Annotated in this window: 14 protein-coding genes and 1 pseudogene; 12 read left to right on the top strand and 3 right to left on the bottom strand. The window is 38.5% G+C overall.

Annotation, left to right across the window (positions count from 1 at the left end):
• Window position 1: 1 nt before the first annotated feature.
• Together grcA3 and pflB are read right to left on the bottom strand one after the other, a co-directional pair.
• A complete protein-coding gene (grcA3, locus tag DW000_RS06420) occupies window positions 2-238 on the bottom strand; it encodes an autonomous glycyl radical cofactor GrcA3 (protein WP_004693956.1) in 237 nt (78 codons plus the stop codon).
• Window positions 239-313: 75 nt separating this feature from the next.
• Window positions 314-2,431, bottom strand: a complete 2,118-nt coding sequence (gene pflB / locus DW000_RS06415; protein ID WP_060919388.1) for a formate C-acetyltransferase — start codon at window positions 2,429-2,431, stop codon at window positions 314-316.
• A gap of 519 nt (window positions 2,432-2,950) precedes the next feature.
• Between pflB and DW000_RS06410 the strand changes: the two genes are divergently transcribed.
• From DW000_RS06410 to DW000_RS06385, 6 genes are all read left to right on the top strand, one after another.
• Window positions 2,951-3,823 carry a helix-turn-helix transcriptional regulator gene (locus DW000_RS06410; protein WP_120055656.1) on the top strand — a complete coding sequence of 291 codons (873 nt, stop codon included), beginning with the start codon at window positions 2,951-2,953 and terminating at the stop codon, window positions 3,821-3,823.
• A 319-nt stretch (window positions 3,824-4,142) separates the two neighbouring features.
• Entirely contained in the window at window positions 4,143-5,009 is an 867-nt protein-coding gene (locus DW000_RS06405; protein WP_039965380.1) for an EamA family transporter, read from the top strand.
• Between the two features lie 253 nt (window positions 5,010-5,262).
• Window positions 5,263-6,285: an ATP-binding cassette domain-containing protein gene (locus tag DW000_RS06400; RefSeq protein WP_118091044.1), complete on the top strand. Its 1,023-nt coding sequence runs from the start codon at window positions 5,263-5,265 to the stop codon at window positions 6,283-6,285.
• Complete coding sequence (locus DW000_RS06395; RefSeq protein WP_120055654.1) at window positions 6,285-6,956, top strand: methionine ABC transporter permease; 672 nt, start codon at window positions 6,285-6,287, stop codon at window positions 6,954-6,956. Before DW000_RS06400 ends, DW000_RS06395 begins: the two co-directional genes overlap by 1 nt.
• A gap of 54 nt (window positions 6,957-7,010) precedes the next feature.
• Complete coding sequence (locus tag DW000_RS06390; protein ID WP_008602988.1) at window positions 7,011-7,835, top strand: MetQ/NlpA family ABC transporter substrate-binding protein; 825 nt, start codon at window positions 7,011-7,013, stop codon at window positions 7,833-7,835.
• Window positions 7,836-8,147: 312 nt separating this feature from the next.
• Complete coding sequence (locus DW000_RS06385) at window positions 8,148-8,357, top strand: hypothetical protein (RefSeq protein ID WP_012863840.1); 210 nt, start codon at window positions 8,148-8,150, stop codon at window positions 8,355-8,357.
• A gap of 73 nt (window positions 8,358-8,430) precedes the next feature.
• Here DW000_RS06385 and DW000_RS09895 read toward each other — a convergent pair.
• A pseudogene (locus DW000_RS09895) lies at window positions 8,431-8,652 on the bottom strand (hypothetical protein); the annotation flags it as partial.
• A 208-nt stretch (window positions 8,653-8,860) separates the two neighbouring features.
• On the opposite strand from DW000_RS09895, the gene DW000_RS06375 reads away from it, so the two are divergent.
• The 6 genes from DW000_RS06375 (at window position 8,861) to metA (ending at window position 15,092) form a co-directional block, all read left to right on the top strand.
• Window positions 8,861-10,327 (top strand): DASS family sodium-coupled anion symporter, encoded by a 1,467-nt coding sequence (locus DW000_RS06375; protein WP_120055652.1) that lies wholly within the window; start codon window positions 8,861-8,863, stop codon window positions 10,325-10,327.
• Between the two features lie 313 nt (window positions 10,328-10,640).
• On the top strand, window positions 10,641-11,045 hold the full coding sequence (locus tag DW000_RS06370; protein ID WP_008715339.1) for a PACE efflux transporter: 405 nt from the start codon (window positions 10,641-10,643) through the stop codon (window positions 11,043-11,045).
• Window positions 11,046-11,104: 59 nt separating this feature from the next.
• A complete protein-coding gene (locus DW000_RS06365; protein ID WP_008602979.1) occupies window positions 11,105-11,608 on the top strand; it encodes a hypothetical protein in 504 nt (167 codons plus the stop codon).
• A gap of 152 nt (window positions 11,609-11,760) precedes the next feature.
• On the top strand, window positions 11,761-12,894 hold the full coding sequence (locus tag DW000_RS06360) for a PLP-dependent aspartate aminotransferase family protein (protein ID WP_038125772.1): 1,134 nt from the start codon (window positions 11,761-11,763) through the stop codon (window positions 12,892-12,894).
• 10 nt (window positions 12,895-12,904) lie between these two features.
• Complete coding sequence (locus DW000_RS06355; protein WP_120055650.1) at window positions 12,905-14,089, top strand: MalY/PatB family protein; 1,185 nt, start codon at window positions 12,905-12,907, stop codon at window positions 14,087-14,089.
• Between the two features lie 43 nt (window positions 14,090-14,132).
• On the top strand, window positions 14,133-15,092 hold the full coding sequence (gene metA / locus DW000_RS06350; protein WP_004697897.1) for a homoserine O-succinyltransferase: 960 nt from the start codon (window positions 14,133-14,135) through the stop codon (window positions 15,090-15,092).
• Window positions 15,093-15,102 lie beyond the last annotated feature (10 nt).

Here is a 15,102-nt window from a genome sequence, read left to right as displayed (position 1 = left end):
ATTAGATACGTTGATGGAATGTACGGGAAATAACTTCGTCCTGTTGTTGTTTTGTCAATTTGTTGAAGTGCACCGCATAACCGGATACACGAATCGTCAATTGAGGGTACAACTCAGGATGTTTTTGAGCGTCTAACAATGTTTCACGAGTAAACACGTTAACGTTCAAATGATGGCCGCCCTTTTGGGAATAACCATCCAATAACTCTACCAAGTTATCAACTTGTTGGTTGCTCATGGGTATAACCTCCTTTCAACCAAGACTAACACTCGTATCGGTGCCGGTGAAAGCAGTCCGATACTGTGGAAGATTTTATTTATCTTCCTTTATAGTAACATTTGGTTCGCTGCATGCGAAGTTTGTATTGCTGTTAGGCAATTGAGAAGGGTCTAACTCAATATCAAAATCGCTGACGGAAACAAATGTTTCACCAGATTTACCTAATGCGTCCGGAATGATAGAGAAGGTATTAGAAATACCATCGGAGCAATCACGCCATGGCATTTTAGCTACGGATGCCAACGAGGATACAGCACCGTGAGAATCACGACCGTGCATTGGGTTCGCGCCAGGAGCGAAAGCTTCGCCAGCTTTACGGCCGTCTGGAGTAGAACCTGTAGCAGTACCATATACTACGTTGGAAGTAATTGTTAACAAGCTCATAGTTGGAACGGATTGACGATATGTAGGATGTTTACGAATCTTGTTCATAAATGTGGAAACAACCTTTGCTGCCAAGCTATCTACACGGTCATCATCGTTACCATATTTAGGGAAGTCACCTTCGATTTCGAAATCAACAGCGATGCCATTTTCGTCACGGATAGGTTTTACCTTAGCATATTTAATAGCGGATAAGGAGTCTGCTACTACGGATAAACCAGCGATACCAGTTGCAAACCAACGAGTTACCTTGCGGTCATGCAATGCCATTTCTAGTTTTTCATAAGCATATTTATCGTGCATGTAGTGAATGATGTTCAAGGCATTTACATATACGCCTGCCAACCATTCCATCATGTCGTCGAATTTTTCCCATACTTCGTCAAATTCTAAGTATTCGGAAGTGATAGGGCGGTATTTAGGACCAATTTGTTTCTTCAACTTTTCGTCAACGCCACCGTTGATAGCGTAAAGCAAGCATTTCGCCAAGTTGGAACGAGCACCGAAGAATTGCATTTCTTTACCGATACGCATTGGGGATACGCAACATGCGATGGCGTAGTCATCACCAGAGTTAGGACGCATCAATTCGTCATTTTCGTATTGAATGGAAGATGTTTCAATGGATAATTTCGCACAGAAACGGCGGAAACCGATAGGCATGCGAGGGGACCATAATACAGTGAGGTTTGGCTCTGGAGCAGGGCCAAGGTTAGTCAATGTATGTAGGTAACGGAAGGACATCTTAGAAACCAATGTACGGCCGTCAGTACCCATACCACCGATGGATTCAGTGGTCCAAACAGGGTCACCTGTGAACAAATTGTTGTATTCGTGGATACGTGCGAAGCGAACCATGCGCAATTTCATAATGAAATGGTCTACGAATTCTTGGATTTGTTCCTCTGTGTATGTGCCGTTGCGAAGGTCTCGTTCCGCATAGATATCGAGGAATGTGGAGTTACGACCAATGGACATAGCAGCACCGTTTTGCTCTTTAATAGCACCAAGATAGCCGAAGTAAATCCATTGCATAGCTTCACGAACATCCTTAGCTGGTTTGGAAATATCATAGCCATAGGATGCTGCCATCTCTTTCAATTCTTTCAAAGAGCGGATTTGATCTTGTATTTCCTCACGGTCGCGAATAACATCTTCTAGCATGTCACCCATTGTAATGCTAAATTGTTCTTTTTTATCTTCAATGAGATAATCAACACCGTAAAGAGCGATACGACGATAGTCACCGATAATACGACCACGGCTATACGCATCTGGTAAACCAGTTACAATGTGAGCTGTACGTGCAGCTCGCATTTCTGGAGTATATACATCAAATACGCCATCATTGTGAGTTTTGCGATGTTTCTTAAAGAAGTCCTCTGTTTGCGGATCCATTTTGAAGCCGTATTCTTCAATAGCGGATTTTGCTGTGCGCAAGCCACCATATGGGAACATAGCGCGTTTTAAAGGTTTGTCAGTTTGCAAACCAACGATCGTTTCAAGTTCTTTGTCGATATATCCTGGCGCATGGGCAGTAATGTGTGTGGCCACGGAAGTATCAGCATCGAGCATGCCGCCTTTTTCACGTTCTTCTTCATAAAGCTTCATTACTTGTTCCCACAATTTTGTTGTTCGTTCTGTAGGACCAGCAAGGAAGGAATCGTCCCCTTCATAGGGGATATAGTTTCTTTGAATAAAGTCGCGTACATCAACGGCTTTATCCCACACACCTGTGTTAAAATCTTTCCATGCAGTATGTTGCATTTTGCACCTCCATAAAAGGATATAACTATAGATTTCTATGCCTATAGTGTACAATGTTTGTAGCAATTCTACAATGAATAGATGATATAGATTTTCAATACGTACTATGCAATTTTGTGAAGTATCTCATAAATTTCCATAAGCTAAATTGTTTAAATACACCAGTATATATAGGCTTATATGGGATTTTGCTTTTTGCAATTTCATTTAATGTATATATAATAATATGAAATTGCATATCAATATTAATAAAGGAAATAAAAATTTTATTAAAGAGGATGAAGGCGGATTATTCAATAGTATGATTGGATAGTTTATATTTGTGTACTGTTCGGAGGCCGTTTATATCTTGTACAGAATCAGCCTGCAAGTCTTTATAAATGCATGTATATTGTAATGCTACGGAACGTTGCCAGCCAGGAAAACAAGCGTTTCTTTTCTTCACTGACACTATATACTATACTCTGAGCAGCTCTTGTTGAAGAGTAACTGATATTGCTTAAAATAGGAGGTCACATTATGGATTTTAATGAAAAATTACGGGAGTATAGAACACAATCTGGATTATCTCAGGGGAAATTAGCAGAAACACTTAATGTGTCGAGACAGGCCATAACAAAGTGGGAATCGGGCAATGGAATGCCGGATATTTCAAATTTAAAGGCCCTTTCAGGTGTATTCAATGTCTCTGTGGATGAATTGCTTTCAGAAGAAGCGGTTAAACCTCGATATCCTTATGAAAGCATCGTAGAATATGATATCGATGAGATAAAACATTTCGATATTAAACTGGGTTCTGTTAATTGCGTAAAAATGAGAGCTGGAGAGGGTGAGAAGATAAAGGTTCAATTGGTCAGTGATACTATTGAAAATTTGACGGAACTGGTGAAAGTAAAAATCGATGATATCAAAAGGCGTATCGATGTGGATGTAAATCGTTCCAAATCCTTATCTGAAGAGCTTGTAAAAGAACATTTGTGGATTTTTATAAATTTGCCTGAAAAATATATGGGAGATACGGAGCTAGCGACCCATTGTGAAAAACTAGAGCTATTTGATATTATTAGTGAAAAGTTTGAGCTAGACGGAGCGGTTAAAGAAATTTATATTGCCGGCGGTAACAGTCATATAGAGCTGGATAACAACTCTCCAATGGAGATATATGTAGCGGATTATACGGGGCGAATTGATGTGAATCAGATATCGGCGAAATCTCGGCTGCATGTCCCTCACGAGTATGCTTTCAAAGCGGTGAAAAAAGGTATTCGTACTAAATTGCTCTTTGAAGATCGTGGACATTTTGTAGACGATTTTTCTGTGTCTGAATCAGAAAATCAAATTGAAATTAATGGAATCAATAGTGAACTTACAATAGTCAAGTTAAGTGAATAGTTGTATTAACTACATAGACATATCTGCTACATAGTTTTCATAAAGCGTTATTACTTTTTCTAACGACTTTGTTACACATTTTGTAGGTCCCATAAGGAACAAAGCATCCCCTTCATAGGAATAAAAAATATGATTTAATTTATTGTAGTGTTAGGGGTATATTATGGTACTATTGAGATAGTGTTATTAAGCTATAAAACATGTAGATAACATGATCTTGGTAGAATGAATCAAGATAGAAATAATTTGGATAGAATATACGTTAATCAAAGTGGATTATAAGATTGTATAGGCGAATGCTATTGAAAGGTGGATGTTAATGACAAATCGAAAGAAAGCACTTTTAGGTGCTTCTGCTACTATTGCGGTGTGGGCTACTGCATTTCCTTTCAGTAAAATAGCATTACAGTCAGTAGATTCATTGACATTGTCTGTGGCAAGGGTCATGGGTGGCGCTTTACTTATGCTGGTAATCGGTGTTGTAAAAGGGCTACATATACCGACAACATGGCGTGAGTGGGGACTATATATTCTGTTAGGTGCTACAGGGAATTTTCTTTACCAAGTTGTATTTAATGAAGGCTTGCGCACAATTCCAGCGGCCACATCCAGTATTATTATGGCCTTGACTCCGATGACGACAGCACTGATGGCCACGATTATTTATAAGGATACAATACGACCTATAGGATGGCTATTTACCATAACTGCATTTATAGGTGTAGCCATAATTATTCTATGGAATTCCGCCCTTACTATTCCTGTAGGAGCCTTGTGGACTTTGTTAGGGATGATACTCTTTGCAGTGTATAATATTCTAAATCGTGGACTTAGTTTAAAGGGACATAAGCCTATCACTATCGCCATGTGGTCTATGTTTACGGGGGCTATTATGGCATTGCCCTTTGCGGAACATGCTATTGAATTGATTGTGGTGGCACCGATTAGTGCAAAATTTGCTATGGCCTATTTAGCATTCCTATCTAGTGCGTTAGGCTTTGTATTCTGGAGCTATGCCTTGGAACATGCTGAAAAGGTTTCTGATGTAACTAATTTTATGTATATCTCGCCTATAGTGGCAGCTATTGTAGCAGCCTTCTTATTGGGGGAAATACCTAATATGGGTCTCTATATAGGGGCGCCTGTCATTTTAGGATCCCTATATCTCTTTAATCGATATAGATAATTAATTTTTGTTAGTGTTTGAATTGGTTCAGCTTGATGTAAAAAAATAAAATTAGATAAATAGGGATGTGAACCCTTATAAGATAAGAGCTATATAATAAAAGAACCTCAACCTTTTAACTGGTGAGGTTCTTTTTTGGTTTGACAGTCCTTATAAATTGTAGTAATCTAAGTACATAATTAAATCATACCTTATAGATATGTTTTAAATTTAAAATTAATTCCTACTGAATTGTAGGAAAAGAGGTGGTACAGTGATTGCTATACGAAATGTAACGAAAGAGTTTGATGTTAATAAGCAAAAGGTTACTGCATTATCTGATGTAAACTTTACCATAGAAAAAGGCGACATATTTGGCATTATTGGCTTTAGTGGAGCCGGTAAATCTACACTGTTACGCATGATTAATGCTTTAGAGGTACCTACCTCTGGTCATGTTGAAATAGATGGTGTGAATATCAATGGTTTAAGTTTTAACGAGCTCAGAAAGGTTCGTAAGCGCATCGGCATGGTGTTTCAACAGTTCAATTTATTGAATGCTAAATCTGTGTATGATAATGTGGCGATTCCATTAATTCTAAATAAAGTTCCTAAATCAGAGATTGATAATAAGGTTAAAACCTTGTTAGACTTTGTTGATTTAGGTGATAAAGCAAATGCCTATCCAGGAGAATTATCTGGTGGTCAAAAGCAGCGCGTTGGTATTGCTCGTGCGTTGGCTACAGATCCATCAATTCTGCTTTGCGATGAAGCAACAAGTGCTCTTGATCCAGATACAACAGAGTCTATTCTTCAATTATTAGAACGCGTTAATCGTGAACTAGGGGTAACAGTCGTTATCGTAACTCATGAGATAGATGTAATCCAAAAGATATGTAATCGCGTTGTAGTTATGGAACATGGGAAGCTTATCGAGAGAGGTTCTGTACTTGAGGTGTTTAGTAAACCTAAGCATGAAACAACAAAACGATTTGTTAGGACTGTTATTCCTGATGAAATCCCATCTACAGTTAAACATACCTTGGCTTGTGATAAAAGGCCTTACACAATACTTAAAATGCACTTCTTAGGAAATAATACAACTGATAATGTGCTATATCATATTAATAAAACTTTTGATTTAGAAACGAGTGTGTTGTTTGCTACGGTAACAGAGTTAGAGCATACGGTACTTGGAATTTTCATCGTTCAGTTCATTGGTGATGATCTTGAAGTGGGCAAGGTAAAAGAGTATCTTGTGACACAAGGCATTGAATGGCAGGAGGTGGCACTATAATGAATTTCTTTATGCAAGAACTTGGCGTTCCCGGTTCGCAGTTATTACTAGCTGCAGAACAAACATTATATATGGTGTTCCTATCTCTATTCATTGGTACAATACTAGGGTTAATTATTGCAGTTACACTGGTGGTAACAAATCCTAATGGGATTGTTAAAAATAGTGTTGTTTATACCATTACAAATACAATTGTTAATATCGTGCGTTCCGTACCATTTATCATCTTGATGGTGTTTATCTTACCGTTGACTAAGATGATTGTTGGTACTCGTGTGGGCACAACGGCGGCTATTGTACCGCTTGTTATATTCATTGCGCCGTATCTTGCTCGACTCTTTGAAAACTCTATTTTAGAGGTCAATAAAGGCATTATTGAGGCTGCACAGTCTATGGGGGCCTCTCATTTTGAGGTGATTTGGCATTTCCTTTTACCAGAGGCAAAGGGATCGCTTATCTTATCCATTACAACAGGTACTATAGGTCTTATCGGTGCTACTGCTATGGCTGGTGCCATTGGTGCAGGTGGTGTAGGTGACTTGGCTCTTACCTATGGTTATGAACGGTTGAACTTCCCATTGATGCTATTTACCGTTGTTATTTTAATTATTTTTGTTCAAATTATTCAAACAATAGGTAACTACTTTGCACGTCGTGCGCGTCGTTCCTAATTTGATGAAATAGATTTTAGTTATATGGATTGTGAAAGTATAGGAGAATGTACTATGAAATTTAAAAAATTCCTTGCCCTTGGTATGGCATTAGTATTTAGCGTAGCTTTTATCGCAGGTTGCGGCTCTAATAATAGCGATAATGGTGCTAAAAAAGAATTAACCTATAGTAAATCTCAAGGCCCTTATTCTGAATTGTTTGAAAAAGGTGTAAAACCAATTTTAGAAAAACAAGGCTATACCTTCAAAGGTGTAGATATGTCTGACTTGGTACAAGCAGACCAAGTATTGAGTGATGGTGAAGTTGATTTTAATGTTGAACAACATACAGCATACATGAAAAACTTCAACGAAAAACAAAATGGTCATCTTGTAGCATTGACCCCAATTCCAACAGTGCCAGCTGGTATCTTTAGTGGTTCTAAGACATCTTTAGATCAAGTAGCTGATGGCGATACTATTGCAGTTCCTAATGATGCGTCTAACATGGCTCGTGCCTATGCGTTGTTGCAAAAAATCGGTTGGATTAAACTTGATCCTAATAAAGACTTAGCGACAGTCACACAAGCAGATATTATTGAAAATCCTAAACATCTTAAATTTACAGAAATGAAGTCCCTTACAATTCCTTCTGTACGTACTGATTTTGATTATATTGTTATTACAGGAGCTATTATTTATAATGCAAAAATTGATCCTAAATCTGCATTGGCAAATGAAGATGTATTGCCACAATGGTTATTACAACTTGTAGTAAACGAGAAAAACAAAGAGGCTCAATGGGCAAAAGACATTGTAGCAGCTTATCATTCTCAAGAATTTAAGGATTACATGGAAAAAAATAATAACGGTTTATGGTTTGTACCAAAAGGTGAATAAATAAGAGAACCACCGATAAGTTGCAGCTTATCGGTGGTTCTTTTTTCCTATAATTCTATTGTATGGTAATACAAAAAATAAACCAATTAACAGTCAATAACGTCCAATCAAGCGGACAAATGAGTGTTAATCAGTTTATGATTAACAATAGTATACTAAACGAAAAAGATTTAGACAAGCTTCAAAAACAATATAATTATCAGTACTATCAAGCTGCGTGTCATGGGTCGTCACATGATTTTGATTTGTTTGATTTAGGTGCTATTAGGTTAACTACGGAACAAGGTTTGAATAAAATAAGGGTTTCACCTAATGATTTTAATTTATATGAAATTATATATTATAATAAAAAGCAGAATTACTGCTGCTGCTGTACATAAAGGTACAGGTAGTCAGACCAGTAATTCTGCTTCTATGGTTACTATATATGAAATGACGAAAGATATCAATGATGGATATGGAACCCTTCACATTGATGTTAATGGCAATCCTGAATTTTATATACTTATTCCTGCCACATAGTTTTCGTATAGTTCTTTATAGTGACCACCGCATAGTGACCACCGCGTTTGATGAGTTCGTGGTGTGTTCCTTGTTCTGTGATAGTGCCGGTAAAAATCCAAGTATCTTGCAGTACCATGCCTACCGTGTTGTGTAAGCTTTCACGAGATACGTCGCGAATATCTACGCCATCGTTGATGATTGTGGCCGTTAAGGTTGGTATATATAATGTGCCTGCCACGGTGAGTAACGAAAGAATTGATACGATAATGACTGGAAACCATAAAGATTTTATATAGCGTATAAAAGGTTTCATTTAAATCCTTTCAGTAATTTTAGTTAAATTAATAATTTTCGATATTTATATTGTATTGTATAAAACCAAAAATATCTAGTAAAAACTATTACTAAAAGTTTAGTATTAATCAATAAGTATTATGACGAATATTATATTCTCACTAAAAAAATTCTGCTATACTGTATTAGCAATTTTGCAGTTTTATTTTTAGTAAGGAGTGTTCTTAATGAAGTTGAATTGGAAATTATTTGCACCGCTTGTAGTAGCTATTCTTGTATGGCTCATCGGTGCTCCTGAAGGTCTTAGCGCAAATTCTTGGATTTATGTAAGTATTTTTGCAGGCCTTGTGGTGGGGTTGATTTTAGAACCAATGCCACCAGCTTTCATCGGTATCATTGCTGTTACCGTATCTATGTTATTTAAGGTTGGTCCAGCACCTATTATAGACAAAGCAACTGGTGTAGCAAAGGCTATTACGGATGCCCAAGCTATCAGCTGGGGACTTAGCGGTTTCTCTAATGCTATCGTGTGGTTGATATTCGCAGCATTTATGATCGGTATCGGTTATGAAAATTCTGGTCTTGGTCGACGTATTGCATTGTTCCTCGTAGCCAAGCTTGGAAAGTCCTCTTTAGGCCTTGGGTATGCTATTGCTATTACTGACCTTGTGTTGGCTCCATTTATTCCAAGTAATGCGGCTCGTTCTGGTGGTACGATTTATCCAATTGTATCTAGTATTTGTCCGATGTTCGATTCTTACCCCGACAAGAATCCTCGTAAAATTGGTTCCTATTTGAACTGGGTAGCATTGGCAACAACTTGTGTATCTAGTTCTATTTTCTTGACTGGTGCGGCGCCAAATCCATTGGCTCTTGAATTGTCTGCTAAGTCGGGTATCGTAGCTGCCAACTGGGGTACATGGTTCTTAGCATTCTTGCCAGTAGGTATTATTCTATTTATCATTACACCATTGTTGACGTATGTATTCTGCAAACCAGAGGTAAAAGGTTCCCCTGAAATTGCAGCATGGGCAAAGGATGAATATAAGAAATTAGGCTCCATGACACGCAGTGAAATCTTCATGGCCTTGATTTCTGTATTGGCTCTCGTATTGTGGATTGGTGCTTCTACATTTAAAATCAACCCAACTACAACGGCTTTAATTGTTATTATCTTGATGATTTTTACTAAGATTATGACTTGGCAAGATTTCCTTGCTAACAAACCAGCATGGAATGTGTTGACTTGGTTTGCCACACTTGTGCCTATGGCTTCGGGGCTTAAAAATGTAGGATTCTTGGAATGGCTTGCTAAATCTGCAGGTGGTTCTTTAGTTTCTTTAGATCCAACAATGGCTGTTCTTGGCTTGTTATTAGCATTTTGCTTACTTCGTTACTTCTTTGCTTCTGGCACCGCTTATGTAACAGCTATGGTAGGTTTGTTTGCTACTTTAATTCTTCAGATTCCTGGTGTTGATCCAGCTCAAGTTATGTTGATTCTTTTAGTACCAATGGGGATTATGGGGATTCTTACCCCTTATGGTACTGGTCATAGCCCGATTTGGTTTGCTAGTGGCTATAATAAAGGTCCTGAATTTTGGAAACTAGGTGCTATCTTTGGGATTATCTACCTTGCTATATTCATTGTGGTGGGTATTCCATGGATTCAGTTCGTAATGCCACTTTTAGGATAGCTTTCCGCCGCCATATGTCTCTCTGCGCTCCATTCGCTGCAAGTCGCTGGACAGACATATGGCGGCTTTTTTATCCTGAAATGGCAATACTCACTTTGGAAAAAGCAAGTCGAGCTTACAGAACACTACGAGGGGCTTTCCTTATATCCGAAAATGGCATAACTCACTTCGGGCGGGCAAGTCGCTGGACAGACATATGGCGGCTTCTTCTATCTTAAAATGGCAATACTCGACAAATCTAAAAAAATAAATATAATATTGACGTGATAGTAAATATCTTTTTTGGGTTTTCTGATGGAGGTGGTTTATTATTATGTCTGCTACAGAGCGTGTTGTACAGTCGATTTTATATGAGGTGGGCTGTGTTATGATTGGCTGGTCGGTGATGCAGTTTGTTCCTCATGAGGGTCAGCCTCTTGCTTTGATGGTTATTTTTTCCTTACTGGCTATGGTTTGGAATTTTGTGTTTAACTGGATATTTGATAAACTAGTACCAGGTGATCGATTAGCACGAGGTCCTGTAATCCGTACAGTTCATGCGGTGTTGTTTGAAGGTTTGTTTATGCTTGCTACAGTACCGATTATTATGTACATGATGCATATGAGCTTTTGGATGGCCTTTGTTACAGATATAACGATGACATTAGTCATATTAGGTTATACGTATGTTTATAATTGGGTATATGATCGGGCACGTTTATTATTTGTAGAAGCTTAGTTTTAATATATGAGGTAGGTACCTCTTGAAAAATCTATATCGTATAGTAGGAGGTTCTTATGTCTACAAAATCTATTACAGGTACAGGTCTCTTGTTGGCCGTTGCCTTATTGGCGCAAAGCTTGCGCCTCATGTTTCCATTTATTCCAAACCAGGTGAGTATGTTCCTCATCGGTTCCATTACATCTGCTACATTTGTGCTTGCAACGTGGCGCTATGGTTGGAAGAATGGACTCGTCATCGCTTGGATTGCTCCAGTAGTAGCGCATTTACAAGGTATGTTGCCGTTGCCACCATTTATTTTGATTACGGCTCTTGGTACGACTGCGTATGTATTCGTAGCTCACTGGTTACAACATAAACCAAAGGCATTGCTTATCATTGTGGCTGCTTTGGTAAAAGCCGGCGTACTCTTTGGAGGGTATTCCTTGTTCTTCTCCTTGTTCCAATTTCCACCAAAGATTGTAAATACCATGCTTTTCGTATCTAGTTGGCCGCAATTGGTAACTTCGTCATTAGGTATAATTTTGGCATTACTTATTACAAAACGCACTAAATATTAGGTGAACTTAACTTATAGTTATGACAACCCATTCAAAATATATATGACCTTTTAAGGGCACTCAAGACCTATGAGTGCCCATTTTTGTTGACCGTAATCATTGTCTACTTTTATAATTAATATATTGTATACAAATATGAGGAGTTGATAGGAATGAAATTTAATACAAAATGTGTTCACGGCAGTGGCAAACCAGATAGCACTGGTGCCATTTCCCCTGCAATCTATATGTCTAGTACATTTTCCCATCCAAAGTTGGGGGATACAACAGGTTATCAATATTCGCGCGAGTCTAATCCAACGCGCGACCGTTTGGAACAATTGATAGCTGGCCTTGAAGAAGGTACAGATGCATTGGCATTTTCCTCCGGTATGGCAGCTGTGGACGCAGTATTCCATCTATTCTCCCCTGGGGATCATATCATCTTGGGTGATGATTTGTATGGTGGCTCTATCCGCATGTTCACGAATATTTACGAGCAAAATGGTATCGAGTTTACGTATGTAGGCACTTCTGATCTTGATGCGGTGAAAGCGGCTTTTAAACCGAATACAAAGGCTGTATATATTGAAACACCAACAAATCCTATGATGGAGATAACCGATATTCGTGCACTTTGTGCATTGGCTCACGAACGCAATGCGCTAGTAATCATCGACAATACCTTCTTGAGCCCATACTTCCAAAAACCATTGACCTTGGGTGCCGATATTGTTGTTCATAGTGGTACAAAATTCATCGGTGGTCATCACGATGTAATTTCTGGTTTTACTATTGTAAAAGACGAAGAAATCGCTGCAAAATTGCGTTTAACATATAAAACCGTAGGTGCATGTTTATCTGCTATGGATAGCTGGCTCGTTATTCGCGGTGTAAAAACATTGGCTCTACGCATGGAGCAACATCAAAAGAATGCCATTGCTCTTGCTGAATGGCTAAAAAAACAACCAAAAGTAACTAAAGTTTTGTTCCCAGGCCTTCCAGAACATCCTGGTTATGAAATCAATAAAGCTCAAACAACAGGCTTTGGAGGCATGCTATCCTTTGAAGTAGACAGCGAAGAAACGGCTAAACAAGTATTAGAAGGTATTAAGCTTATTCAATTCGCTGAAAGTCTTGGTGGTACAGAATCCTTGTTGACATATCCTGTAACGCAAACACATCCAGATTTAAAACCTGAAGATGCAGAACGTAAAGGTATTACACGTCGTTTGTTGCGTTTATCTGTAGGGATTGAAGATACAGAAGACTTGATTGCAGACTTGGAACAAGCTTTTAATAAATAAAGGAGTTCCTATGGGACAATATAACTTTGATCAAATTTTAGATAGAACGCACACGAAATCTTTAAAATATGATTTTGCTGTTAAGCGCGGTAAACCAGCTGATGTGTTACCATTCTGGGTAGCGGATATGGATTTTGAAATTCCCCCTGAATTAAAGCAAATTTTATTGGACCGCGTAAACCATGGCGTATTTGGTTATACCGAATCTGATGATGAGTATTTCGATGTGTTAAAGAATTGGTTTACTACACGTTTTAATTGGACTCCAGAACAAAAATGGCTTGTTAAAACGCCTGGTATCGTATTTTCTTTGGCGATGGCGGTTCGAGCTTTCACCAAGGAGGGGGAAGGTGTGCTCATCAAGCAACCGGTGTACTACCCATTTAGCATGGTTATTGATGACAACAATCGGCGTCTTATCAATGTGCCACTCATCAAAGGCGAAGAAAAATACACTATCGATTTTGAAGGCATCGAGCGTGCAATCATTGAGGAGAATATAACATTATTCCTCTTGTGTAACCCCCATAATCCAGTAGGGCGCGTGTGGACTGAAGACGAGTTAAAACGCCTCGGCGATATTTGTATTAAACACAATGTGCTCATCGTGAGCGATGAAATTCATGCGGATTTTGTATGGAAAGGGCATACGCACAAGGTATTTGCGGACCTTGGTGAAAGCTATGCAGAACACTGTATTGTATGTACAGCACCTAGTAAGACCTTCAACATTGCAGGCTTACAAGTAAGTAATATTTTCATTCCCAATGATTCCTTACGCCGCCGTTTTATCAAAGAAATAGATCGTGCTGGTTATAGCCAGTTGAATACGATGGGGATCGTTGGCTGTGAAGGAGCCTACAAAGTGGGGGCTCCTTGGCTTGATGAATTGAAAGAATATATTCAAGATAATATTCAATTTACCATCGACTATATAGCAAAATATATGCCAAAGATTCATGTATATCGTCCTGAAGGGACATATCTCATGTGGCTAGATTGCTCTCAATTGTCGCTGAGCCCTAAAGAGCGAGACGAATGGATCATCAATGATGCCAAGCTATGGCTCGATACGGGTTCTATGTTTGGCATCGATGGGGAGGACTTTGAACGCATTAATGTTGCTTGTCCTCGTAAAATATTAGAAGAAGGGCTCGAATCTTGGCGCCGTGCCTATGAGGCTAAGGGCTTTTAATTAGATTAGGTTATCAAATTGTAGAATATGTAGAGGTGACATTATGCCTATTAAAGTAATAAAAAATTTACCGGCCATTACGAAATTAGCTCAAGAGAATATTTTCGTTATGGATACTGAACGGGCGGAGAATCAACAGATCCGACCTTTGCAAATTTTGCTAGTCAATTTGATGCCTACTAAAGAAGTGACGGAGACACAAATTTTGCGTGCTCTCAGTAATAGCCCATTGCAAGTTAATTTAACATTGTTACATACTGCATCTCGTAAGGCTAAAAATACAGATGAACAATATTTAGAAACCTTCTACCGCACCTTTGATGAGGTAAAAGACCAGTTCTTTGATGGTATGATTATTACCGGTGCTCCTGTAGAGTTAATGCCTTTTGAAGAGGTAGACTATTGGTCTGAACTCGTAGAAATCATGAACTGGGGCGAAGAACATGTATATTCGACCTTCTATATATGTTGGGGAGCTCAAGCTGGTTTATATCATCACTTTGGTATTAACAAATCTATTATGGATGAGAAATTATTCGGTGTTTACGAACATGATATTTATAATGATCGACCAGTACTCATGCGTGGATTTGATGAAAAGTTTTGGATGCCACATTCTCGTCACACCACAGTTTCGTTGCAACAAATTAAGGAAAATCGTGACTTGGAACTTTTGGCTGGGTCTGAACCAACAGGTGCTGCTATCGTTCGTAGCTTAGATAATAAACATATCTTTGTATTTGGTCATGCCGAATACGATTGGGACACACTTAACCGTGAGTACGTGCGGGATATCAAAAAAGGTATGGATATTGCAGTTCCTGAAAACTACTTCCCAGATAATGATCCGAAACAACGTCCCATCGTGCGCTGGCGCTCTGTAAGTACACTTTTATTTACAAACTGGTTAAACTACTATGTATACCAAGAAACACCGTACATTATTGAACAAATCCAAAAAATGAAATTTGAACGGGATAAAAATTTAGGCGCTTACATCTAAATGTAAGTAC

This window comes from Veillonella sp. AF36-20BH (assembly GCF_003602765.1).
GTDB classification, from domain to species: domain Bacteria; phylum Bacillota; class Negativicutes; order Veillonellales; family Veillonellaceae; genus Veillonella; species Veillonella hominis.
This window is presented reverse-complemented; position numbering and strand designations above follow the sequence as displayed.

Coding starts and splice junctions, on each gene's coding strand:
- grcA3 (WP_004693956.1), bottom strand. CDS start 238: ATGAGCAACCAACAAGTTGATAACTTGGTAGAGTTATTGGATGGTTAT.
- pflB (WP_060919388.1), bottom strand. CDS start 2,431: ATGCAACATACTGCATGGAAAGATTTTAACACAGGTGTGTGGGATAAA.
- DW000_RS06410 (WP_120055656.1), top strand. CDS start 2,951: ATGGATTTTAATGAAAAATTACGGGAGTATAGAACACAATCTGGATTA.
- DW000_RS06405 (WP_039965380.1), top strand. CDS start 4,143: ATGACAAATCGAAAGAAAGCACTTTTAGGTGCTTCTGCTACTATTGCG.
- DW000_RS06395 (WP_120055654.1), top strand. CDS start 6,285: ATGAATTTCTTTATGCAAGAACTTGGCGTTCCCGGTTCGCAGTTATTA.
- DW000_RS06390 (WP_008602988.1), top strand. CDS start 7,011: ATGAAATTTAAAAAATTCCTTGCCCTTGGTATGGCATTAGTATTTAGC.
- DW000_RS06385 (WP_012863840.1), top strand. CDS start 8,148: ATGATTTTAATTTATATGAAATTATATATTATAATAAAAAGCAGAATT.
- DW000_RS06375 (WP_120055652.1), top strand. CDS start 8,861: ATGAAGTTGAATTGGAAATTATTTGCACCGCTTGTAGTAGCTATTCTT.
- DW000_RS06370 (WP_008715339.1), top strand. CDS start 10,641: ATGTCTGCTACAGAGCGTGTTGTACAGTCGATTTTATATGAGGTGGGC.
- DW000_RS06365 (WP_008602979.1), top strand. CDS start 11,105: ATGTCTACAAAATCTATTACAGGTACAGGTCTCTTGTTGGCCGTTGCC.
- DW000_RS06360 (WP_038125772.1), top strand. CDS start 11,761: ATGAAATTTAATACAAAATGTGTTCACGGCAGTGGCAAACCAGATAGC.
- DW000_RS06355 (WP_120055650.1), top strand. CDS start 12,905: ATGGGACAATATAACTTTGATCAAATTTTAGATAGAACGCACACGAAA.
- metA (WP_004697897.1), top strand. CDS start 14,133: ATGCCTATTAAAGTAATAAAAAATTTACCGGCCATTACGAAATTAGCT.